At 59.6% G+C, this 23,354-nt stretch carries 20 protein-coding genes and 1 pseudogene; 14 read left to right on the top strand and 7 right to left on the bottom strand.

What is annotated here, in order from left to right:
* Positions 1–117: 117 nt before the first annotated feature.
* From dgcA to PSH88_RS02495, 3 genes are all read right to left on the bottom strand, one after another.
* A complete protein-coding gene (gene dgcA / locus PSH88_RS02505) occupies positions 118–2,178 on the bottom strand; it encodes a dimethylglycine demethylation protein DgcA (RefSeq protein WP_305424792.1) in 2,061 nt (686 codons plus the stop codon).
* Between the two features lie 15 nt (positions 2,179–2,193).
* On the bottom strand, positions 2,194–2,724 hold the full coding sequence (locus PSH88_RS02500; protein WP_052967365.1) for a DUF5943 domain-containing protein: 531 nt from the start codon (positions 2,722–2,724) through the stop codon (positions 2,194–2,196).
* 78 nt (positions 2,725–2,802) lie between these two features.
* Positions 2,803–3,780 carry a dipeptidase gene (locus PSH88_RS02495; protein ID WP_007907542.1) on the bottom strand — a complete coding sequence of 326 codons (978 nt, stop codon included), beginning with the start codon at positions 3,778–3,780 and terminating at the stop codon, positions 2,803–2,805.
* 249 nt (positions 3,781–4,029) lie between these two features.
* Here PSH88_RS02495 and PSH88_RS02490 point away from each other — a divergent pair, with 249 nt between their 5' ends.
* The 3 genes and pseudogenes from PSH88_RS02490 to PSH88_RS02480 all read left to right on the top strand — a co-directional run bounded on the left by PSH88_RS02490 (position 4,030) and on the right by PSH88_RS02480 (position 5,121).
* The gene (locus tag PSH88_RS02490) at positions 4,030–4,431 is read left to right on the top strand and encodes a lysozyme inhibitor LprI family protein (protein ID WP_305424790.1); all 402 of its coding nucleotides are present in this window, start codon (positions 4,030–4,032) and stop codon (positions 4,429–4,431) included.
* Positions 4,432–4,438: 7 nt separating this feature from the next.
* Positions 4,439–4,672 (top strand): annotated as a pseudogene (locus tag PSH88_RS02485) (helix-turn-helix domain-containing protein); the annotation flags it as partial.
* A 32-nt stretch (positions 4,673–4,704) separates the two neighbouring features.
* A complete protein-coding gene (locus tag PSH88_RS02480) occupies positions 4,705–5,121 on the top strand; it encodes a DUF3010 family protein (protein WP_305424789.1) in 417 nt (138 codons plus the stop codon).
* A 138-nt stretch (positions 5,122–5,259) separates the two neighbouring features.
* On the opposite strand, the gene PSH88_RS02475 is transcribed toward PSH88_RS02480, so the two are convergent.
* On the bottom strand, positions 5,260–6,204 hold the full coding sequence (locus PSH88_RS02475; protein WP_305424788.1) for a GlxA family transcriptional regulator: 945 nt from the start codon (positions 6,202–6,204) through the stop codon (positions 5,260–5,262).
* 209 nt (positions 6,205–6,413) lie between these two features.
* On the opposite strand from PSH88_RS02475, the gene PSH88_RS02470 reads away from it, so the two are divergent.
* From PSH88_RS02470 to PSH88_RS02445, 6 genes are all read left to right on the top strand, one after another.
* The gene (locus tag PSH88_RS02470; protein ID WP_305424787.1) at positions 6,414–7,358 is read left to right on the top strand and encodes a choline ABC transporter substrate-binding protein; all 945 of its coding nucleotides are present in this window, start codon (positions 6,414–6,416) and stop codon (positions 7,356–7,358) included.
* Between the two features lie 99 nt (positions 7,359–7,457).
* Positions 7,458–8,345 carry a 3-dehydrocarnitine:acetyl-CoA trimethylamine transferase CdhC gene (gene cdhC, locus PSH88_RS02465; RefSeq protein WP_305424786.1) on the top strand — a complete coding sequence of 296 codons (888 nt, stop codon included), beginning with the start codon at positions 7,458–7,460 and terminating at the stop codon, positions 8,343–8,345.
* A gap of 142 nt (positions 8,346–8,487) precedes the next feature.
* Entirely contained in the window at positions 8,488–9,453 is a 966-nt protein-coding gene (locus tag PSH88_RS02460; protein WP_305424785.1) for an L-carnitine dehydrogenase, read from the top strand.
* Positions 9,454–9,615: 162 nt separating this feature from the next.
* Positions 9,616–10,092, top strand: coding sequence for a thioesterase family protein (locus PSH88_RS02455; RefSeq protein ID WP_305424784.1), 477 nt, complete (start codon positions 9,616–9,618; stop codon positions 10,090–10,092).
* 13 nt (positions 10,093–10,105) lie between these two features.
* On the top strand, positions 10,106–11,269 hold the full coding sequence (locus tag PSH88_RS02450; RefSeq protein WP_305424782.1) for a gamma-butyrobetaine dioxygenase: 1,164 nt from the start codon (positions 10,106–10,108) through the stop codon (positions 11,267–11,269).
* 396 nt (positions 11,270–11,665) lie between these two features.
* A complete protein-coding gene (locus PSH88_RS02445; protein ID WP_007937979.1) occupies positions 11,666–11,929 on the top strand; it encodes a hypothetical protein in 264 nt (87 codons plus the stop codon).
* A gap of 113 nt (positions 11,930–12,042) precedes the next feature.
* Here the strand turns inward: PSH88_RS02445 and gbdR are convergent, their stop codons facing one another.
* Complete coding sequence (gene gbdR / locus PSH88_RS02440; RefSeq protein WP_007907526.1) at positions 12,043–13,146, bottom strand: choline metabolism transcriptional regulator GbdR; 1,104 nt, start codon at positions 13,144–13,146, stop codon at positions 12,043–12,045.
* 540 nt (positions 13,147–13,686) lie between these two features.
* Entirely contained in the window at positions 13,687–15,063 is a 1,377-nt protein-coding gene (locus PSH88_RS02435; protein ID WP_305424780.1) for an L-serine ammonia-lyase, read from the bottom strand.
* Positions 15,064–15,501: 438 nt separating this feature from the next.
* Between PSH88_RS02435 and PSH88_RS02430 the strand changes: the two genes are divergently transcribed.
* From PSH88_RS02430 to choV, 3 genes are all read left to right on the top strand, one after another.
* Complete coding sequence (locus PSH88_RS02430) at positions 15,502–16,449, top strand: choline ABC transporter substrate-binding protein (protein WP_305424779.1); 948 nt, start codon at positions 15,502–15,504, stop codon at positions 16,447–16,449.
* 68 nt (positions 16,450–16,517) lie between these two features.
* Entirely contained in the window at positions 16,518–17,363 is an 846-nt protein-coding gene (gene choW / locus PSH88_RS02425; RefSeq protein WP_305424778.1) for a choline ABC transporter permease subunit, read from the top strand.
* Positions 17,360–18,538, top strand: a complete 1,179-nt coding sequence (choV, locus tag PSH88_RS02420) for a choline ABC transporter ATP-binding protein (RefSeq protein WP_305424777.1) — start codon at positions 17,360–17,362, stop codon at positions 18,536–18,538. Before choW ends, choV begins: the two co-directional genes overlap by 4 nt.
* Before the next feature lie 254 nt (positions 18,539–18,792).
* Here choV and PSH88_RS02415 read toward each other — a convergent pair whose 3' ends face one another.
* Positions 18,793–20,742 (bottom strand): BCCT family transporter, encoded by a 1,950-nt coding sequence (locus PSH88_RS02415; RefSeq protein WP_305426931.1) that lies wholly within the window; start codon positions 20,740–20,742, stop codon positions 18,793–18,795.
* 380 nt (positions 20,743–21,122) lie between these two features.
* Here PSH88_RS02415 and betI point away from each other — a divergent pair, with 380 nt between their 5' ends.
* Positions 21,123–21,716 carry a transcriptional regulator BetI gene (gene betI, locus PSH88_RS02410; RefSeq protein WP_305424776.1) on the top strand — a complete coding sequence of 198 codons (594 nt, stop codon included), beginning with the start codon at positions 21,123–21,125 and terminating at the stop codon, positions 21,714–21,716.
* Positions 21,717–21,826: 110 nt separating this feature from the next.
* Positions 21,827–23,299 (top strand): betaine-aldehyde dehydrogenase, encoded by a 1,473-nt coding sequence (gene betB, locus PSH88_RS02405; protein WP_305424775.1) that lies wholly within the window; start codon positions 21,827–21,829, stop codon positions 23,297–23,299.
* The last annotated feature ends 55 nt before the right edge of the window (positions 23,300–23,354 follow it).

Below are 23,354 nucleotides of genomic sequence, written 5' to 3'. Positions count from 1 at the left end.
TACTCGGTTCCTGTGGGAGCGGGCTTGCCCGCGATTGCATTTTGTCAGTCACATCTGCATTGACTGATCCACCGCTATCGCGGGCAAGCCCGCTCCCACAGGGTCATGTGCAAGCCGTTAGAAGTCTTTGCACAACCGCAACGCGTCATAGATCGCCGCGTGGGTGTTGCGCTGGGCCACACAGTCGCCAATGCGGAACAGCAAGTAGCCGTCGCCTGGTTGGCTCAGCGAAGGTTGCGGCTTGATCGCGAACAAAGCTTCGATGTCCATCTGGCCTTTGTTGCGCGAGCCTTCCTTCAGCGCGTAGTAGATTTCTTCGTCCGGACGCACGCCGTTCTCGACGACCACCTGGTCCACCACCCGCTCCTCCTTGGCGCCGGTGTACTCGTTTTCCAGCACCGCTACCAGCTTGTCGCCTTCGCGGTAGACCTTCTCCAGCATCATGTCGCCGGTCATGATCACTTCTTTCGGGTACATGCTGCGGTAGTACGTCGGGAACGACGTGCCGCCAATGGCCACGCCCGGTTTGATGTCGTCTGTGACGATCTCGACCTGGCTGCCCTTGTCGGCAAGGAAGTCGGCGGTCGACATCCCGGTGAACTCGCAGATGGTGTCGTAGACCAGCACGTTTTTGCCCGGCGCGACTTTGCCGTCGAGGATGTCCCAACTGCTGACCACCAGGCCTTCAGCCGCGCCCCAATGCTCGTTCTGCTCCAGGAATGGATGACCGCCAACGGCGAGCACCACCACGTCCGGACGCAGGTCGAGAATGGTTGCCGCATCCGCCGCTACGCCCAGGCGCAGGTCGACTTTCAAACGCGCCAGCTCCAGCTGGAACCAACGGGTGATACCGGCAATCTGGTCCCGTTGCGGGGCTTTCGAAGCCGTGGTGATCTGCCCGCCGATGAATTCTTTCTTCTCGAACAGGGTCACGTCGTGGCCACGTTCAGCCGATACGCGCGCCGCTTCCATACCGGCAGGACCGGCACCGACCACCACGACTTTGCGCTTCACACCGGTCGATTTCTCGATGATGTGCGGCACGCCCATGTATTCACGGGAAGTCGCGGCGTTCTGGATGCACAAGACATCCAGGCCCTGGTACTGACGGTCGATGCAGTAGTTGGCGCCGACGCATTGCTTGATCTGGTCGACCTGGCCCATCTTGATCTTGGCGATCAGGTGCGGGTCGGCTATGTGGGCGCGGGTCATGCCGACCATGTCGACGTAACCGCCTTCCAGAATACGGGTCGCCTGGTTCGGGTCCTTGATGTTCTGCGCGTGCAGCACCGGGGCCTTCACCACTTCTTTGATTCCGGCCGCCAAGTGCAGGAATGGCTCCGGTGGATAACTCATGTTCGGAATAACGTTGGCCAAGGTGTTGTGGGTGTCGCAACCCGAGCCCACGACACCGATGAAGTCGATCATGCCGGTGTCGTCGTAGTACTTGGCGATCTGTTTCATGTCCTCGTGGGACAAGCCATCCGGGTGGAATTCGTCACCGCACAGGCGGATGCCGACGCAGAAGTCCGGACCGACTTCCTTGCGCACAGCCTTGATCACTTCCAGGCCGAAACGCATGCGATTTTCGAAGCTGCCGCCCCATTCATCGATACGTTTGTTGACTCGCGGGCTCCAGAACTGGTCGATCATGTGCTGGTGCACGGCGGACAGTTCGACGCCGTCCAGGCCACCGGCCTTGGCACGCGCCGCGGCGCTGGCGTAGTTGCCGATCACCCGCCAGATTTCTTCCGGCTCGATGGTTTTGCAGGTCGCGCGGTGCACCGGCTCACGGATGCCCGACGGCGACAGCAGCGTTGGCCAATGCTCGCCGTCCCAGCGGGAACGACGCCCCATGTGGGTAATCTGGATCATGATCTTGGCGCCATGCTTGTGCATGGCATCGGCCAGGTTCTGGAAGTGCGGAATGATCCGGTCATCGGCCAGGTTGACCGACTTCCACCAGCCTTGCGGGCTGTCGATGGCCACACTGGAAGAACCGCCGCAAATCGCCAGGCCGATCCCGCCCTTGGCTTTCTCTTCGTAATACTTGACGTACCGGTCGGTGGTCATGCCGCCGTCGGTGGCGTAGACCTCGGCGTGCGCGGTGCTGAGCACGCGGTTGCGGATGGTCAGTTTGCCGATCTGGATCGGCTGGAACATTGCTTCGAAAGCCATGGCGGGGTCCTCGACTTACAACGGCTTGACGGTGAACAAACCGTCGTCGTGGCCTTCTTCGGAGCCACCGTAGACTTGTTCGGCGACAGTGCGGATCTTGCTGCCGCGAGCAGCCAGGATCTGGTCCATGGCGCCAGCGAACCAGCCAGTGAACATGTAGTCGACCTTGCGCCCGACCTTGCCGTACACATAGACAAATGCGGAGTGTTCGAGCTTGACGCTGGCGGTGCCTTTGTCGAGGTCGATGTCCTGAATCTTGAACAGGCCCCAGCCGCGTTGCGACAGTCGCTTCATGTAGTGCTCGAACACCGCAACGCCTTCCAGGCCATGGCATTCAGCTTCTTTTTCACACCAGTGCCAGGCGGACTTGTAGCCGGCCTTGTAGAGGATTTCGGCGTAGGCGTCGGCGCCCAGTACTTCCTCGATGCCCATGTGGTTGTTGACGAAGAAATGGCGCGGCACGTACAGCATCGGCAGGGCGTCTGAGGTCCAGATACCGGTTTCGCTGTCGACTTCGATTGGCAATTGCGGGGCGATCTTGGCCATGGAAACTTAACTCCAGAAAAATTTTGGTGTTGCCCCCGACACGGACGGTCGGGGGAAAGGATTCAGAAATGCGGTGGCTTACTCGCCCCAAACGTCTTTGAGGACGTTCACCCAGTTCTCGCCCATGATCTTGCGCACCACGCGCTCGGAATGGCCGCGTTTGAGCAGGGTCTCGGTCAGGTTCGGGAACTCGCCCACGGTGCGGATGCCCAGCGGGTTGATGATCTTGCCGAAGCTGGTCAGACGGCGGGCGTAGCCCTTGTCATGGGTCAGGTATTCGAAGAAGTCCTGGCCATGGCCCTGGGTGAAGTCGGTGCCGATGCCGATGGCGTCTTCGCCGACGATGTTCATGGTGTATTCGATGGCTTCGGCGTAGTCGTCGATGGTCGAATCGATGCCCTTGGCCAGGAACGGCGCGAACATGGTCACACCGACGAATCCGCCGTGATCAGCGATGAACTTCAGCTCTTCGTCGGATTTGTTGCGCGGGTGCACTTTCAGGCCCGACGGCAGGCAGTGGGAGTAGCAGACCGGCTTCTTCGATTCGAGAATGACCTCTTCGGAGGTCTTCGAGCCGACGTGGGACAGGTCGCACATGACGCCGACGCGGTTCATCTCGGCAACGATTTCACGACCGAAACCCGACAGGCCGCCATCGCGCTCGTAGCAACCGGTACCGACCAGGTTTTGGGTGTTGTAGCACATCTGCACGATACCGACGCCCAGCTGCTTGAAGACCTCGACGTAGCCGATCTGGTCTTCAAACGCGTGAGCATTCTGGAAGCCAAAGAGGATGCCGGTCTTGCCCTGCTCCTTGGCCTTGCGGATATCGGCGGTGGTGCGCACCGGAATCACCAGGTCGCTGTTCTCGCGGATCAGCTTCTGGCTGGCGGCAATGTTGTTGACAGTGGCCTGGAAGCCCTCCCACACCGACACGGTGCAGTTGGCCGCAGTCAGACCGCCCTTGCGCATGTCTTCAAACAGCTCGCGGTTCCACTTGGCAATAATCAGCCCGTCGATAACGATGCTGTCGGCGTGCAATTCGGCTGGGCTCATCAGGCTGTCCCCTATTAGCGATTCATGCGCCGAATCGTGTGCCGGCGCTTTGGGGCCAGCATATGCCTCGGTGCAGGGGCAGCCGGGTGCAAAAACGACAGGGGGTTTGCCGAAAGCGTCAATCCGCGACAAAGGGTCGTCAACAGGCATCATTGCCTACCTATCCAACGCCGCCCGCTTGGGCCAGAATTCGCCGCATCACTGGATGTTTTACTGGATGCATTACCGGATTTAAGGGGCGGCGGCGCAATGAAATCGATTTTCCTGGCTTTGGCACTGATAGCGACTGGCGTACAAGCAGCTGAAGAGGCCGACGACAACCCCTGCGACGCCGTCGAAAACGAAATCCAGACTTTGGAATGCTCGGCCTACAGCAGAACCACCGCCGAACAGCTGCTGAGCGACAACTACCAAAGCCTGACCGAGCGCATGCAAACGCTTTACGGCAACAACAAGGCGCAACTGACCGACATCACCGCCAAAATCAAGACCGCGCAACAGCAATGGCTGAAAACCCGGGATGCCGATTGCGCGGTGGAAGCGTTCCCGGCGACGAGCGGTAGCAAGGCGTTCACCATTGCGCAGAACGATTGCGTGGCGCGCATGAGTGACGAGCGGTCGGAGTTTTTGGAGTCGATTGGGCAGGAGTAAAAACATAAGAATGGAGAATTATTTGATCCCCCACGAAGTAGTGAGCCGCATCGTCGATGGAGCACTCCCCATTCGCGCCTGGCGCGAACACCTGAACCTTACGCAGGATGAAGTTGCCAAGCGCATGGGCATTTCCCAACCGGCTTTCGCCCAGCAAGAAACGGTCGCCAAGCCCCGCAAGGCAACCCGTGAAAAAATTGCCGCCGCTTTTGGCATCACCGCCAACCAACTAGAGCTGTAAGCTGAACGCCAGCATCAGGAAAAGGGATCGAAATGAAAATCTGCGGCATCGAAATCAAAGGCAGCGAAGCAATCATCGCCGTGGCCTCCCTCGACGGCCTGGCCCTGAGCCATGTCGAACTGAACACCAAGAAAATTGCCCTCGACGAGGACGACGAAGCCGCCAACGTCAAAGTCTTCGCCGCTCAGGTGGCGTCGTTTGTTCGTGAGAATTCCATCGACCGGATCGCGATCAAGAAGCGCAGCAAGAAAGGCGAGTTCGCCGGTGGGCCGACTACGTTCAAGATCGAGGGGATTTTCCAGCTGCTGGAAAATTGCGAGGTGACGCTGCTGTCGCCGCAGACGATCAATGCGCAAAACAAGAAGTTCGATTTTGCACTGCCGGAGACGCTGAACAAATATCAGCATGAGGCTTACAAAGCGGCGTGTTCAGCGCTGATGAAGAAGTAACGTTTTCTCTCATCAACACAGATCATTGTGGGAGCGGGCTTGCCCGCGATGGCGGCGTGTCAGTCAACATCAACATTGAATGTGCCGGCCTCATCGCGGGCAAGCCCGCTCCCACAGGTTTCTCGGGTGTCGTCAGAATTACGCTTTAGCCGTACGTCGGTCTTCACGCGGGCAGCGCTCAAACCTCGCCCGATAACTGCGGGTGAAATACGACGGCGACTCAAACCCGCACGCGATGCTCACTTCCAGCACACTCATGTTCGTCTGACGCAGCAACTGACGCGCCTTCTCCAGCCTTAACCGCAGATAGAAATTGCTCGGTGTGTCGTTCAGATGCAGGCGAAACAGGCGTTCCAGCTGACGCCGGGTCACTTTGATCGATTCCGCCAGCTCCAGGGTACTGAGCGGCGGTTCGCTGTGCTGTTCCATCTCCCCGATCACCTGCACCAGTTTCTTGTTGCTGATGCCATACCGCGTGGCAACTTCCATGCGCTGGTGGTCTTTGCGCGGGCGGATGCGCCCGAGTACGAACTGTTCGCTGACCTGAATCGCCAGTTCCGGGCCGTGGGCCTGGCCGATGAGGTCGAGCATCAGGTCGATGGAAGCCGTGCCGCCGGCAGAGGTGATACGTCGGCGGTCGATCTCGAACAGCTCCTGGGTGACACTCAGCTGTGGATAGGACTCTTTGAAGGCGTCGATGGCTTCCCAGTGCAGGGTCAGGCGATGGCCATCGAGCAGGCCGGCTTCGGCGAGGATGAAGCTGCCGGTGTCGATGGCGCCGAGGGTCACACCTTCGTTGTCCAGACGACGCAACCAGTGCTCCAGTGCCGGAGTGGTGAACTTCAGCGGTTCGAAACCGGCGACCACCAGCAAGGTCGCGCCTTTCTTCAGGGGTTCCAGCGCCGCATCGGCGTTGACCGACATGCCGTTACTGGCCAACACCGCCCCGCCATCGGCGCTCAACACATGCCAACGGTACAACTCGCCGCGAAAGCGATTGGCGACCCGCAGCGGCTCGATCGCCGAGATAAAACCGATCGCCGAAAAACCCGGCATCAACAAGAAGTAGAAATCCTGGGACATGGAGCGCACTCGACTGGCAGGTAACGAGAGGGCGGGAAGCGTGTGGACGTTGATACGCCACTTGCAAGAGGCATTCAAGTGCGCAGGTCGCCGCAGTGCAAGAGCTGGTCGCCGCAGTGCGCTTTCACAAGGACTTTGCTGCGTAACTTGGACATCACCGGCGCATCAGACACCGGAACCCACAATAACGACCTGCCGAGGAACCCGACATGAAACGACTGATCAGCAGCTGTGTTCTTGCACTCAGCGGTACCGCTTTCTTGAGCGCCAGCGTCATGGCGGCCGAACCCGCGTCGTGCCAGAACGTGCGCATGGGCGTAGTGAACTGGACCGACGTGATCGCCACCAGCGCCATGACCCAAGTATTGCTCGACGGCCTCGGCTACAACACCAAACAGACCAGCGCCTCCCAGCAAATCATCTTCGCCGGGATTCGCGACCAGCGCCTGGACTTGTTCCTCGGTTACTGGAACCCGCTGATGACGCAGACCATTACGCCGTTTGTCGAGGCCAATCAGGTCAAAGTGCTTGAAGCGCCGAGCCTCAAGGATGCTCGCGCCACCCTCGCCGTGCCGACTTATCTCGCCGACAAAGGCCTGAAAACCTTCGCCGACATCGCCAAATTCGAAAAAGAACTGGGCGGCAAGATTTACGGCATCGAGCCTGGCTCGGGCGCCAACACCCAGATCAAGGCGATGATCGCCAAGAACCAGTTTGGCCTGGGCAAGTTCCAGCTGGTCGAGTCCAGCGAAGCCGGCATGCTGGCCGCGGTGGATCGCGCCGTGCGGCGCAAGGAAGCCGTGGTGTTCTTCGGCTGGGCCCCGCACCCGATGAACGTCAACGTGCAGATGACCTACCTCACCGGCAGCGAAGACGCCCTCGGCCCGAACGAAGGCATGGCCACCGTCTGGACGGTCACCGCGCCGAAATACGCCGAACAATGCCCGAACATTGGTCGTTTGCTAAGCAACCTGACCTACACCGCCGAAGACGAGAGCCGGATGATGCAGCCGCTGCTCGATCACAAAGACGCCTTCGAATCAGCCAAGCAATGGCTCAAGGATCACCCGCAAGACAAGCAACGCTGGCTCGAAGGCGTGACCACCTTCGATGGCAAACCGGCGGCTGAAAACCTGAAACTGACCAGTAAATAAACCTGAAATGAACCACCGATTCGCAGCCCGATGCGGGCTGCGAACGGAATCGTCACGTCCGAAGCCACACCTAAAATCACGCCTGTAAGGAATTGCCTCATGAACCACGACGTCATCATCACCTGCGCACTCACCGGTGCTGGCGACACGACCGCCAGAAGCCCACACGTGCCGGTCACCCCGAAACAAATCGCCGCGGCCGCCGTGGAAGCCGCCAAGGCTGGCGCCACCGTGGTCCACTGCCACGTTCGCGACCCGCAAACCGGCAAGTTCAGCCGTGACGTGGCGCTGTACCGCGAAGTGATGGAGCGCATCCGCGAGGCGGACGTCGACATCATCGTCAACCTCACGGCCGGTATGGGCGGCGACCTGGAAATCGGCGCGGGCGAGAACCCGATGGAGTTCGGCCCGAACACCGACCTGGTCGGCCCGCTGACCCGTCTGGCCCACGTCGAAGAACTGCTGCCGGAAATCTGCACCCTGGATTGCGGCACCCTGAACTTCGGCGACGGCGACACCATTTACGTGTCCACCCCGGCGCAACTGCGTGCTGGCGCCAAACGCATTCAAGAGCTGGGCGTGAAGGCCGAGCTGGAAATCTTCGACACCGGCCACCTGTGGTTCGCCAAGCAGATGATCAAGGAAGGCTTGCTGGACAACCCGTTGTTCCAGTTGTGCCTGGGCATCCCGTGGGGCGCGCCGGCCGACACCACCACCATGAAAGCCATGGTCGACAACCTGCCGGCCGATGCGGTCTGGGCCGGGTTCGGCATCGGTCGCATGCAAATGCCAATGGCGGCGCAAGCGGTGCTGCTCGGCGGCAACGTGCGGGTCGGTTTGGAAGACAACCTATGGCTGGACAAGGGCGTTTTGGCGACCAACGGCCAACTGGTCGAACGCGCCTCGGAAATCCTCAGCCGCCTCGGCGCCCGCGTTCTGACTCCGGCTGAAGGCCGCAAGAAAATGGGCCTGACCCAGCGCGGCTGACCAGAACCTACACCTAACCCTGTGGGAGCGGGCTTGCCCGCGATGACGGTATACCAGCCGCAGAAGATGCATTGGAAGTACTGACGTCATCGCAGGCAAGCCAGCTCCCACAGGGATCATCGAATTCTTTTAGGACGTCGCCATGAGCTTTATCACTGATATCAAAACCTTCGCCGCGCTGGGCAGCGGTGTCATCGGCAGCGGCTGGGTATCTCGTGCCCTCGCCCACGGCCTCGACGTGGTGGCCTGGGACCCGGCGCCCGGTGCCGAAGCGGCGCTGCGCAAACGCGTCGCCAATGCCTGGGGTGCACTGGAAAAACAAGGTCTGGCGCCCGGCGCGTCTCAGGATCGTCTGCGCTTTGTCGCCACCATCGAAGAATGCGTTCGTGATGCGGATTTCATTCAGGAAAGCGCCCCAGAACGACTGGACCTGAAACTGGAACTGCACAGCAAAATCAGCGCGGCAGCCAAGCCCAATGCCTTGATCGGTTCCAGCACCTCGGGGCTGTTGCCGAGCGAGTTCTACGAGAGCTCGACGCACCCGGAACGCTGCGTGGTCGGGCATCCGTTCAACCCGGTTTACCTGCTGCCATTGGTGGAAGTGGTCGGCGGCAAGAACACGGCGCCGGAAGCGGTGCAAGCGGCAATGAAAATCTATGAATCCTTGGGTATGCGCCCGCTGCATGTGCGCAAGGAAGTGCCGGGGTTTATCGCCGACCGTTTGCTCGAAGCGTTGTGGCGTGAGGCGTTGCATCTGGTCAACGACGGTGTGGCAACCACTGGCGAAATTGATGATGCGATTCGATTTGGCGCGGGCCTGCGCTGGTCATTCATGGGCACCTTCCTGACTTACACCCTGGCGGGCGGCGACGCTGGCATGCGGCACTTCATGGCGCAATTCGGGCCGGCGTTGCAGCTGCCCTGGACGTATCTGCCGGCACCGGAGCTGACCGACAAATTGATCGATGACGTGGTGGATGGCACCAGCGAGCAACTGGGCAAGCACAGCATCTCGGCGCTGGAGCGCTATCGTGATGATTGTTTGTTGGCGGTGCTGGAGGCGGTGAAAACCACCAAAGAAAAGCATGGGATGGCGTTTAGCGAATAACCCAAATATAGGGGCCAGCAGGTCTGGCCCCATCGCGGGCAAGCCCGCTCCCACAGGGATCTACTGAGTGGCATAGATTGCATATACACCTCAAATTACTGTGGGAGCGGGCTTGCCCGCGATAGCGCCAGCCCGGTCACCACACATTTTGGATCACTCATCATGCCCACCCTCACCACCTACCAAACCAGAATCATCCCCGATTGGGTCGACTACAACGGCCACTTGCGCGATGCCTTCTATCTGCTGATTTTCAGCTACGCCACCGACGCGCTGATGGATCGGCTGGGCATGGACAGCAACAACCGCGAAGCCAGCGGCAACTCGTTGTTCACCCTCGAACTGCACCTCAATTACCTGCATGAAGTGAAGCTCGATGCCGAGGTCGAAGTGCACACCCGGATCATCGGCCATGACCGCAAGCGCCTGCACCTCTACCACAGCCTGCATCTGGTAGGTGGTGACAAGGAGCTGGCGGGCAATGAACAAATGCTGCTGCACGTCGACCTCGCGGGACCGCGATCCGCACCGTTCAGCGAAGAAACCTTGAGCAAGCTGCAGGCCATTGTGACCGAGCAAGCCGACCTGCCCGCCCCCGCCTGGATCGGCCGAGTGATCGCTTTACCGCCCGAAAAATAACAAGGAGCTCGCCATGAACACCGCCGCAGCTTTTGCCGACTTCCGCACCTACCCGTTGATCAGCGCGTTGACCGCCGTGCATACCCTGGCGGACCGCATTCAAGTGACATGGGCGGACGATCGGATCAGCCCTTTTCATCATCAATGGCTACGGGACAACTGCCCGTGCCCGCAGTGCGTCTACACGGTGACCCGCGAGCAAGTGCTGGAAATCGTCGATGTCGCAGAGCACCTGATGCCTGAAAACGCCACGGTCGATGCCGAAGGCTGCCTGTGCGTCGATTGGCAGGATGGCCACCTCAGCCGCTTCGATCCGGGCTGGCTGCGGGCCCATGCCTATGACGATGAATCCCGCGCCGAACGCCAGGCCGGAAAACCGAAAGCCAGGCTTTGGCACAGCGATTTGCAGCTGCCAGTGTTCGAATACCAGGCCCTGATGGAGAACAACGACGCCTTGTTGCAATGGCTGCTGGCCGTGCGCGATATCGGCCTGACTCAAGTGCGCGGAGTACCCACCGAGCCAGGCTCGCTGAAGCTGATCGCCCAGCGGATTTCGTTCATCCGCGAGAGCAATTTCGGCGTGCTGTTCAACGTGCAATCCAAGGCCGATGCCGACAGCAATGCCTACACCGCCTTCAACCTGCCACTGCACAGCGATTTGCCGACCCGGGAGTTGCAACCGGGGCTGCAATTTCTGCATTGCCTGGTGAATGACGCCGACGGCGGCGAGAGTATTTTCGTCGACGGTTTTGCCATCGCCCAAGCTTTGCGTCAGGAAGATCCAGAGGCGTTTCAAGCCTTGTGTGAAATCCCCGTGGAGTTCCGCAACAAGGACCGTCATAGCGACTACCGTTGTCTGGCGCCGATCATCGCCCTGGACTCTTTCGGGCAGGTGTCGGAAATCCGCATGGCGAATTTTCTGCGTGGACCGTTCGATGCTTCGGTCGAGCAAATGCCCAGGCTGTATCGCGCTTACCGACGCTTCATTGCGATGACCCGCGAGGGGCGGTTCAGGCTGATGCAAAGGCTCAATCCCGGCGAGCTGTGGTGCTTCGACAACCGCCGCACCCTCCACGCCCGCAACGCCTTCGACCCCGCCACCGGTGCGCGGCATTTCCAGGGTTGCTATGTCGACCGGGATGAATTGCTGTCGCGCATTTTGGTGTTGCAACGCTAGACCGCGTCATCGTTCATCGTGGGCAAGCCACGCTCCCACAGAAACGGGGTTACCGTAGATTTGGCGAACGGCGCCAAACCTGTGGGAGCGTGGCTTGCCCGCGATGGCGTCTGCACAGGCAACATTAAACTTCTGGATTCACAGGCAAAAAAAACCCCGATCAAGCCGTGACAAGATCGGAGCTGAGGAGGGTACTGTTGAGGAGCTGTTGCGCGAGGGTGACCAAACCTTCGTGAAGCCAGCTGAGTCCAGTGTGCCCACTCCCATCATTGGCAAGTTAGCCGAAAGCGACCTGTTCATAGGTATTGCGGCCATTGCGACAAATCGTCCTTGCCGCCATCCACAGCCCCTACCAGAATCGAGCCACGACACCGTTCCCTGAAGAAGGATTGCGTCATGATGCACGCCGATTTGATTGACCAGGAAGACCTGTTGGGCCAGCTGAAATCGTTGGGTTTTCAAGTGCCGAGCGGCTCTACAGCCGAACAGGCTTGCGAGTGTGCGGTGCGAGGCTTGAACGATGAGCGGGCGATGACGCTGCGGACCATGGTCAAGCAGATGTACACCAGCAGCGCGACCATCCTGCCAGCCGTGCGCCAGGCGATCGACAAGCAATTGCTGCCCGCGTTGGCGGAGTATCAGCAAAGCCGTAGCGCCTGATAGACCCAATCGCGGGCAAGCCCGCTCCCACAGTGATTTGCGTCGTATACACAATTAACGCATCGACACAGAATCTGTGGGAGCGGGCTTGCCCGCGATGAAGGCGCCTCGGTTTAGAGCCTTACGCTGGCAAACGTCGATTCGTTGCGCGCCTGACTCAACGCCGACAGCGGCCCGGACAATGGCGACAGCACCAAGGCTTGCGGCAGCGGCATCATCGCCACTTGCTGTGTGGTGTTGGAACCCACGCGCTCGTCGCGTGGCGGAATGCCGAAGTATTCGCGGTAGCACTTGGAGAAGTGTGGCGTAGACACGAAACCACATACCGACGCCACTTCGATGATCGACATCGGCGTTTGCTTGAGCAATTGCCGAGCACGGATCAGGCGCAGTTTCAGGTAGTAACGCGACGGCGAGCAGTGCAGGTATTTCTGGAACAGCCGCTCCAGCTGACGACGCGAAACAGCGACGTACACCGCCAGTTCGTCGAGGTCGATCGGCTCTTCGAGGTTGGCTTCCATCAGCGCCACGATTTCCTGCAGTTTCGGCTGGTTGGTGCCGAGCATGTGCTTGAGCGGCACGCGCTGGTGATCCTGCTCGTTGCGGATGCGCTCGTAGACGAACATCTCCGAAATCGCGGCCGACAGTTCACGACCGTGATCGCGGCTGATCAGGTGCAGCATCATGTCCAGCGGCGCGGTGCCGCCGGAGCTGGTGAAACGGTTACGGTCGAGGGTGAACAGCCGGGTGCTCATGGCCACCCGCGGGAAAGCTTCCTGCATCGACGCCAGGCATTCCCAGTGCACGCTGCAATCGAAACCGTCCAGCAGACCGGCGCACGCCAGGGCCCAGCTGCCGGTGCAGACTGCGCCGAGGCGACGGGACTGACGCGCCTGGCTTTGCAGCCACGACACGTGCTCGCGGGTCACGGTGCGCTGAATGCCAATACCGCCGCAGACGATGATGGTGTCCAGGGGAGGCGCTTTGTGCATGGAGGCGTCGGGAGTGATCTGCAGACCGTCACTGGCCCAGACCTGACCGCCATCGACGGTGAGTGTGGTCCAGCGATACAGCTCGCGGCCGGACAATTGGTTGGCCATGCGCAGAGGTTCTACTGCGGAGGCCAGAGAAATAAGCGTGAAATTGTCCAGCAGCAAAAAGCCGATGGATTGAGGCGCACGGTTCTGGGGTTGGGCCCCGGAGTTGAACGTCGTCATCGCGGTATCTCCTCACACAAAGCGGGTGATGGCCTCAGGCGGAGGCTCTTTTTATTGCCATCGTTCTCGCGTGGGAGACGGGCTTTGTAATGACAGAGCAAATGCCATGCCTAAAATTGAATACACGTTCAATAACTCCTGAAAACGACGTCGCGATGCGTCTAGATATGGCGCGCAGAGATAAGAGGTCATAAGTGCCATTAGAGGCCGCAAACCCGCTACCCCGTTGCGTGTGAGCAAATCGGTAGCACTTGTGGGAACGGGGCTGCGGCGGGCCTGGAGAGAGTGTCACCGCAAGCACAGGTGACGGACGGTCAGGGCTGGTTTGGATCCTGGATCTGGTTGAAATGGCTTATCTGTAAGCGACGCGCCAAAACGTGGCGCATTTTGGTGCGGGTGTTCACTTGGTGCGCAGTTTTGACTGATCTGTCGCTATCGCGGGCAAGCCCGCTCCCACAGGATTTGTTGTGTGATGAAGAACTAATACGCACCACAAATCCTTGTGGGAGCGGGCTTGCCCGCGATGGGGTCAACCCGGTCTCAACACTCAACCGCGCTAACCGCCAACCCACCCCGCGATGTCTCTTTATATTTGTCGTGCATGTCGGCACCGGTATCACGCATGGTGCGGATCACCCGGTCCAGCGAGATAAAGTGCTGACCGTCGCCCCGCAGAGCCATCTGCGCCGCGTTAATCGCTTTCACCGCGGCAATCGCATTGCGCTCGATGCACGGCACTTGCACCAGTCCGCCCACGGGATCGCAGGTCAGGCCGAGGTTGTGTTCCAGGCCGATTTCCGCCGCGTTACACAGCTGCTCCGGCGTGGCCCCGAGAATCTCCGCCAACCCGGCCGCCGCCATGGCGCAGGCCGAACCGACTTCACCCTGGCAACCGACTTCAGCACCGGAGATCGAGGCGTTCTTCTTGCACAGAATCCCTACCGCCGCGGCACTGAGGAAGTAATCAACCACATTGGCGTCGGTCACCGCCTCGCTGAACTTCATGAAGTAGTGCAGTACCGCCGGAATGATCCCCGCCGCGCCGTTGGTCGGTGCCGTAACCATGCGCCCGCCGGCAGCGTTTTCTTCGTTGACCGCCAAGGCGAACAGGTTCACCCACTCCATGGCGCTCAGGGTCGAGCCGATCACGTTGGGCTTGTTCAGTTCTTGCAGGCTGCGGTGCAATTTGGCCGCGCGACGACGCACGTTCAGGCCACCGGGCAGGATGCCTTCGTGCTTGAGGCCTTGTTCTACGCAATCTTGCATCGCGCGCCAGAGTTTCATCAGGCCGGCGCGAATTTCTTCTTCGCTGCGCCAGACCTTCTCGTTAGCCATCATCAATTCGGCCACGCGCAGGTTGTGCTTCTTGCACAGACTGAGCAATTCGACGGCACTGGAGAAGTCGTAAGGCAGCACGGTGCGATCCAGATCCACCACGCCGCTGGAAGCCTGTGCTTCATCGACGACAAAACCGCCGCCGATGGAATAGTAGGTGTCGCGATGCAGCTCGCCGTGATCGCCTTCGGCAACCAGGGTCATGGCGTTGGGATGGAACGGCAGGTTCTCGTCGATCAGGCGCATGTCCCGGGCCCAGATGAACGGGACCGACAAGCGACCGTCGAGCAGTAGCGTGTTGGTTTCACGCAGGGCCTCGATGCGGATGCCGATTTGCGACGGATCGATCGCGTCCGGCCACTCGCCCATCAACCCCATGATCACCGCGTTGTCGCTGCCGTGACCGATGCCGGTGGCCGAGAGCGACCCATACAGCTGGACTTCGACGCGACACACCTGCTCCAGAAGCCCCTGCTCGCGCAAACCTTGCACGAACAGCGCCGCGGCGCGCATAGGCCCCACGGTGTGCGAACTGGAAGGGCCGATGCCGATTTTGAACAAGTCGAAAACGCTGATAGCCATTACTGCTGAACTCCTGGATGTGCCTGCTCCAGGCGCAAAAGCGCCCAGTGACGGAGCTGCTACGCTGAAGCTGCAATCCGCCGAGATGGCCGCATCATCAGGCTTTTGTCATGTCGTTCAACGTCTCACACCGACGCACTCATGCCCGCTAGCGCCGCAGGCCGCTTACGCAGTGTTTTCGCCGTTTTTTTGCGGTTCAGAGGGACAAATCGGGCTGAAAAAAGCTGTAAACGACGTCACCGACACTGGATGCGACCATCCCTGTACTGGTTACGACGCACCCTGTAGGCGTCAGATTTTCACTGGTACATGATCGTATCGACTCGATTGCAAGGCGCCGTGGTAAAGCTGTCTCCAAAACGCCATCCAACCGCAACAGATAAGTGCGGTGGTCCACAGTCGGAACACTGCCAAAAAAAACACCAAGGAGTCGCCCCTATGAAAGGTTCCCCGTCGTTGTTGTTGGCCGCCATGCTGAGTCTGCCGTTCCTGGCTCAAGCCGCAGAACCGGCCCAATGCGGCACCGTAAACTTCTCCGATGTCGGCTGGACGGACATTACCGTCACCACCGCCACCACCAGCGTCGTTCTCGATGCCCTGGGCTACAAGACCAAGACCACGATGATTTCCGTGCCGGTGACCTACAAGTCCCTGGCCGATGGCAAGAACATGGACGTGTTCCTCGGTAACTGGATGCCGACCATGGAAAACGACATCAAGGCCTACCGCGATGCCGGCACCGTGGAAACCGTGCGCGCTAATCTGGAAAACGCAAAATACACACTCGCCGTCCCCGAAGAGTTGTATAACAAAGGTCTGAAAGATTTCGCCGACATCGCCAAGTTCAAGAAAGAACTCGACGGCAAGATCTATGGCATCGAACCGGGTAACGACGGCAACCGCCTGATCCAGAGCATGATCGACAAGAACGCCTTCGGCTTGAAAGACGCCGGCTTCAAGGTGGTCGAGTCCAGCGAGGCAGGCATGCTCTCGCAAGTCGATCGCGCCCAGCGCCGCAACACTGCCGTGGTGTTCCTGGGCTGGGAGCCACACCCGATGAACACACGATTCAAGATGAAGTACCTGACCGGCGGCGACGAATTCTTCGGCCCGAACTTCGGCCAGGCGACCATCTACACAAACACCCGCAAGGGCTACGTACAGGAATGCAGCAACGTGGGTCAGTTGCTGAAAAACCTGGTGTTCACCCTCGACATGGAAAGCACGCTGATGGGCAACGTCCTGGACGACAAAATGAAGCCTGACGCGGCCGCCAAGGCCTGGCTGAAAAAGAATCCACAGGTACTCGATACCTGGCTGGCTGGCGTGACCACCATTGACGGTAAACCTGGCCTGGAGGCCGTGAAAGCCAAGCTCGCACAGTAAAATCGCTTACGCCGGGCGGGCTCGCCCGCCCGGGCTGTTTATTTCCTTGCATGCGGACGTTCACTACCATGCTGATTGATCAGAAAATACCTTTAGGCCAGTACATCGCGGGCTTCGTTGAATGGTTGACGCAACACGGCGCCAATACCTTCGACGCCATCGCCGTGTCCCTGGAAACGATGATCCACGGCGTGACTTTTGCGCTGACCTGGTTCAACCCGCTGGCATTGATCGGCCTCATCGCACTACTGGCGCACTTCATCCAACGCAAATGGGGCCTGACCGCTTTTGTCGTCATCTCCTTTCTGCTGATCCTCAATCTGGGGTACTGGCAGGAAACCATGGAAACCCTCGCCCAGGTGTTGTTCGCTACCCTGGTGTGCGTGCTGATCGGCGTGCCGTTGGGCATCGTCGCCGCGCACAAACCGATGTTCTACACAGTGATGCGGCCGGTGCTCGATCTGATGCAGACCGTGCCGACCTTCGTATACCTCATTCCTACCCTGACCCTCTTCGGTCTGGGTGTGGTCCCGGGTCTGATCTCGACGGTGGTGTTCGCGATTGCCGCGCCTATCCGCCTGACCTACCTGGGTATTCGCGATGTTCCGCAGGAATTGATGGACGCTGGCAAAGCCTTCGGCTGCTCGCGCCGTCAACTGCTTTCACGGATTGAACTGCCCCACGCCATGCCAAGCATCGCGGCCGGCATCACCCAGTGCATCATGCTGTCGTTGTCGATGGTGGTGATCGCGGCACTGGTGGGCGCCGACGGCCTGGGCAAACCCGTGGTCAACGCACTGAACACTGCTGATATCGCACTGGGCTTCGAAGCAGGCCTGGCGATCGTACTGCTGGCGATCATGCTCGACCGTATCTGCAAACAACCCGAAGCCAAAGTAGGGGGTGACGCATGAGCATTATTCGCTTCGAAGACGTGGATGTGATCTTCTCCAAGGATCCCCGCGAGGCCCTCAAACTCCTCGACCAGGGCATGACCCGCAACGAAATCCTGAAAAAGACCGGGCAAATCGTCGGTGTCGAAAAAGCCAGCCTGGACATTGAAAAAGGTGAAATCTGCGTACTGATGGGCCTGTCCGGCTCGGGCAAGTCCAGCCTGCTGCGCTGCATCAACGGTCTCAACACCGTGAGCCGTGGCAAGCTGTTCGTCGAGCACGAAGGCAAGCAGATCGACATCGCTTCCTGCACCCCGGCGGAACTGAAAATGATGCGCACCAAGCGCATCGCGATGGTGTTCCAGAAGTTCGCCCTGATGCCTTGGCTCACGGTGCGCGAAAACATCAGCTTCGGCCTGGAAATGCAGGGGCGCCCGGAGAAGGAACGGAAAAAACTGGTCGATGAAAAACTCGAACTGGTCGGCCTGACCCAGTGGCGCAACAAAAAACCCGATGAGCTCTCCGGTGGTATGCAACAGCGTGTCGGCCTGGCCCGCGCGCTGGCGATGGACGCCGATATTCTGCTGATGGACGAACCGTTCTCGGCCCTCGACCCGCTGATCCGCCAGGGACTGCAAGACGAACTGCTGGAGCTGCAACGCAAACTGAGCAAGACCATCGTGTTCGTGAGTCACGACCTCGATGAAGCCCTGAAGCTGGGCAGCCGTATCGCGATCATGAAAGATGGCCGGATCATCCAGTACAGCAAGCCGGAAGAGATCGTTCTGAACCCTGCGGACGATTACGTGCGCACCTTCGTCGCCCACACCAATCCGCTGAACGTGTTGTGCGGTCGCAGCCTGATGCGCACCCTGGACAACTGCAAACGCATCAACGGTTCGGTGTGCCTGGATCCAGGCGGCGATTCGTGGCTGGACCTGGCCGAAGGCAACACCATCAAAGGTGCACGTCAGAACGGTTCGAGCCTGGACCTGCAGAACTGGATACCAGGGCAAGCGGTTGAAGGTTTGCAGCGTCGGCCAACACTGGTGGACTCCAACATCGGCATGCGCGATGCGCTGCAGATTCGTTACCAGACCGGCAACAAACTGGTGCTGCATGACAACAACAAGGTTGTCGGGATTCTCGGCGACAGCGAGCTGTATCACGCGCTGCTCGGCAAGAACCTGGGGTAGGAAGCAGCAGACACAAAAACGCCGCGAGATGATCGCGGCGTTTTTGTTAGTGCAGATATCAGGCTTGGAATACCGACAACTGTGGCGAGGGGGCTTGCCCCCGTTGGGTCGCGCAGCGGCCCCAAAACCAGACACCGCGGTATTCAGAAAGATCGCGTTGCCCGGGTTTACGACTGCTTCGCAGCCGAACGGGGGCAAGCCCCCTCGCCACAATAAAGATGCGGTGCATTCACTGCACCGCATCACCTCAAGTCTCAGCTATACACTCGGCCAAGCAACTGCCGATGGCTTTCAAACTGATCGAGCACGTCACGGGTGATCTGATCCTGGGTGAAGCCCATCAGGTCGTAGTCTTGGCTGCCGTTGTGCAGGTACACCTCGGCACGGTAGTAACGTGCGCGCGGTTCATCGGCGCTTTCGGCCGACACTGTTTCACGCGCCGCCGCCAGATAACCGTCCAGGCTCACTTCGTAGACAAAAGGGTTGCCCTCTTCCATCTCGATCCGCACGCCCATGCAACGCTTCGACTTGCCCAGTAGCGTCTGCACTTCCAGGCCCTGACCACGCAACTGCACGGCGGCTTCTTCCAGCGCCGGGCTGACTTGCTTGTCCATGAAACGCTGAACGATCGACTGATTCGGTTGCAGATCCAGCTGGGTCAGACGCTCACTGAAACCGCGACGACCACGCGCCGCCAGTTCCGCTTGCTCCTGTTCGATCTGCACGTCCTGGCGCATGGCCTTGTGCAAGCCGAACATGAAGAACACCAGCACCACCGAGAACGGCAGCCCCGCCAACACCACCATGGTTTGCATGGCTTCGAAGTTACCGGCGAACAGCAGACCGATGGTCACCAGGGTGATCACCGCTGACCAGAAAATCCGCAGCCAGTGCGGCGCATCCTCATCAACATTGCCGCCCTTGCAGGAAAGGTTGGCCATCATCACCGCGCCGGAATCCGCCGGGGTCAGGAACAGCACGAAGCCGACGAAAATCGACACGCCGATCACAATCTTCGACGCCGGGTAATGCTCAAGCAACTGATAGATCGCCATCGACGGCTGTTCCAGCGCCGTCTTCCCGAGCTCCACCGCCCCATGGTTCATCACCAGGTCCAGGGCCGAGTTACCGAAGATCGACAGCCAGGCCAGGGTGAAACCCAGCGGAATCAGCAGCACGCCTGCCACCAGTTCACGCACCGTGCGACCACGGGAAATACGCGCGATAAACATGCCTACGAATGGCGCCCAGGAAATCCACCAGGCCCAGTAGAACAGGGTCCACAGGCCCAGCCAGCGGTCGGACTTCTCACTGTCACCTTCATACACATAGAGGTCGAAGGTCTTCAGCACCACGCCGTTCAGGTAGTCACCGATGTTCTGTACAAAGCCGTTGAGCAGGTGCAGGGTCGGGCCGAACAACAGCACGAAAATCAGCAGACCGCTGAACAGCACGATGTTCAGGTTGGACAGACGGCGAATGCCGTTTTCCACGCCGGACACAGCGGCGATGGTCGCCACGGTGCTCATCACGATGATCACGATCAGCAGATTGGTGTTGCTGTGTTCCATGCCGAACAGGTTTTCAAGGCCCGACGACACTTGCAGCGAACCAATCCCCAGGTTCGTCACCAGCCCCAGCAGGGTCACGAACATACCGAAGCCGTCCACCGCATGACCGGCGGCGCCTTTGACCCAACGCTCGCCGACCAGCGGATACAGCGCCGAACGCAACGCCAGCGGCTGGTTATGACGGTAGGCAAAGTACGCCACGGCCAGGCCGACCAGTGCGTAGATCGCCCAGCCATGCAGGCCCCAATGCAGGAACGTCAGTTGTACCGCCTGACGAGCCGCAAGGTTGCTGCCGGCCACGCCTTCCGGCGGATTGAAGTAATGGTCCAGTGGTTCGGAAGCACCGAAGTACAGCAACGAGATGCCGATACCCGACGAGAACAGCATCCCCGCCCAGGCGCCGTAGCTGAAGTCCGGGGTGTCATCCTTGCTGCCCAGTTTGAGTTTGCCGTAGGACGAAAACGCCAGGCCCACCACAAAAACCAGATAAGCGGCGATCACCACCATGTAGTACCAGCCGAAGCTGCGGGACAACCAGGCCTGGGCAATGCCGAGCATTCTGCCGGCCTCTTGCGGGGCGATGATCAGAATGGCGGTCAACAGCAGGATCAGCGCGGTAGAGGTGTAGAACACCCAACCGTTGACCGTCACCTTCTCGGGTGGGGTCTTTATTAGAGAGGCAGAACTCATGGCACAGATGCTCCAGGCAGTGCGAGAGAAGAACACAAGGCAACGCGGTACCCGACCAATCGGTTAGTTGGCAGCCGACCAGTGGGTGATATAAAGACACCCCGAAAAAAGCCCGAAACCCTTGGAACGCCTGCGCGTATAGGTTTCGAGCATTTTTGGATGTCGGTTTATCGCCATTTACACGTAGGAAAAATCTGTAAGCAGCGACGATTTGTCGCAGATCTTATTCTTTGTTGATTGAACGTTCAATCAAAACAAAATAGACTGGCCCTCAATCCGGTAGCCGAATTTCGTCCACCGGAAGGCCTAAGGAGATGTGCAAGATGCCCAAGGTCGGTATGCAACCCATCCGCCGTCAGCAATTGATCGATGCCACGATGCAGGCCGTCGATCAGGTCGGCATGGGGGACGCCAGCATTGCGCTGATCGCCCGTTTGGCCGGTGTCTCGAATGGCATCATCAGTCACTACTTTAAGGACAAAAACGGCCTGATCGCCGCCACGGCGCAGTACCTGATGAGTGTCCTCAGCGAGAACGTCACCGCGCGCCGTCAGGCGTTGGAGGACACCAGCCCACGGGCTCACCTCCAGGTGATTATCGAAGGCAACTTCGATGCCAGCCAGGTCAATGGCCCGGCAATGAAAACCTGGCTGGCCTTCTGGGCCACCAGCATGCACCACCCGTCATTGCACAGGTTGCAGCGGATCAACGATCACCGTCTGTATTCCAACCTGTGCTGCCAGTTCCGCCGTGTGTTGCCGCTCGATGATGCGCGCACCGCCGCCCGTGGCCTGGCAGCCCTCATTGACGGTTTGTGGTTGCGCGGCGCGCTGTCGGGAGATGCTTTCGACACCGGGCAGGCGCACCAGATCGCTTACGAATACATGGATTTCCAACTGGCCAAGCAGGTGAGTTAGAGCACACATAATCGCTCAGCCCCTGAACCGCTACTGATCAGCGTCGCCAACGCTACACGGCACGCCCCAGTGGTTAACGCCAACCAACTTAATGCTCTTGCGAGGACTTTATGGCCCGTTTCGAACTGCAAAAACTCTACATCGATGGCGGCTACAGTGACGCCAGCAGCGACGCCACTTTCGAAGCCATCAACCCGGCTAACGGTGAAGTCCTCGCAACCGTACAACGTGCGACCAAGGAAGACGTTGAGCGCGCGGTAGTCAGCGCCGAAAAGGGCCAGAAAATCTGGGCTGCGATGACTGCCATGGAGCGTTCGCGCATCCTGCGTCGTGCCGTCGACATCCTGCGCGAGCGCAACGATGAACTGGCCGCCCTGGAAACCCTGGACACCGGCAAGGCGTACTCCGAAACCCGTTACGTCGACATCGTTACCGGCGCTGACGTGCTGGAGTACTACGCAGGCCTGGTGCCGGCCATCGAAGGCGAGCAGATTCCGCTGCGCACCACATCTTTCGTCTACACCCGTCGCGAGCCACTGGGCGTCGTGGCCGGTATCGGCGCGTGGAACTACCCGATCCAGATCGCTTTGTGGAAATCCGCACCTGCCCTGGCGGCCGGTAACGCGATGATCTTCAAGCCAAGCGAAGTCACTTCCCTGACCACGCTGAAACTGGCCGAAATCTACACCGAAGCAGGCCTGCCAGCCGGCGTGTTCAACGTCCTGACCGGCAGCGGCCGTGAAGTCGGCACCTGGCTGACCGAACACCCACGCATCGAAAAAATCTCCTTCACCGGCGGCACCGACACCGGCAAGAAGGTCATGGCCAGCGCTTCCGCCTCGTCGCTGAAAGACGTGACCATGGAACTGGGCGGCAAATCCCCGCTGATCATCTTCGACGACGCCGATCTGGATCGTGCCGCCGACACCGCGATGATGGCCAACTTCTACAGCTCCGGTCAGGTCTGCACCAACGGCACTCGCGTGTTCGTACCGAGCCACCTGAAAGCCGCGTTCGAAGCCAAGATCGTTGAGCGCGTTGCGCGCATTCGCGTCGGTAACCCGGAAGACGAAAACACCAACTTCGGCCCGCTGGTCAGCTTCGCCCACATGGAAAGCGTGCTGGGTTACATCGCCAAAGGTAAGGAAGAAGGCGCTCGTCTGCTGTGCGGCGGCGATCGTCTGACCGACGGCGAATTCGCCAAAGGCGCGTTCGTGGCACCGACCGTGTTCACCGATTGCACCGACGAGATGACCATCGTTCGCGAAGAAATCTTCGGCCCGGTGATGAGCATCCTGACCTACGAAACCGAAGAAGAAGTGATCCGTCGCGCCAACGACACCGAGTTCGGTTTGGCGGCGGGCGTTGTCACCAAGGACCTGAACCGTGCTCACCGTGTGATCCATCAACTGGAAGCCGGTATCTGCTGGATCAACGCCTGGGGCGAGTCCGACGCCAAGATGCCGGTCGGCGGCTACAAGCAGTCGGGTGTGGGCCGTGAGAACGGCATCAGCTCGCTGAACAACTTCACACGCATCAAATCGGTACAGGTCGAACTGGGCGATTACGCCTCGGTGTTCTAAGGCGGTATTTGTTTCGCCTGCGAGGCCGTCATCGCGGGCAAGCCCGCTCCCACAG

This window comes from Pseudomonas wuhanensis (assembly GCF_030687395.1).
Taxonomy (GTDB): Bacteria; Pseudomonadota; Gammaproteobacteria; order Pseudomonadales; family Pseudomonadaceae; genus Aquipseudomonas; species Aquipseudomonas wuhanensis.
Note: the sequence above shows the minus strand (reverse complement) of the source record. Positions and strands in the feature narration are given on the sequence as shown.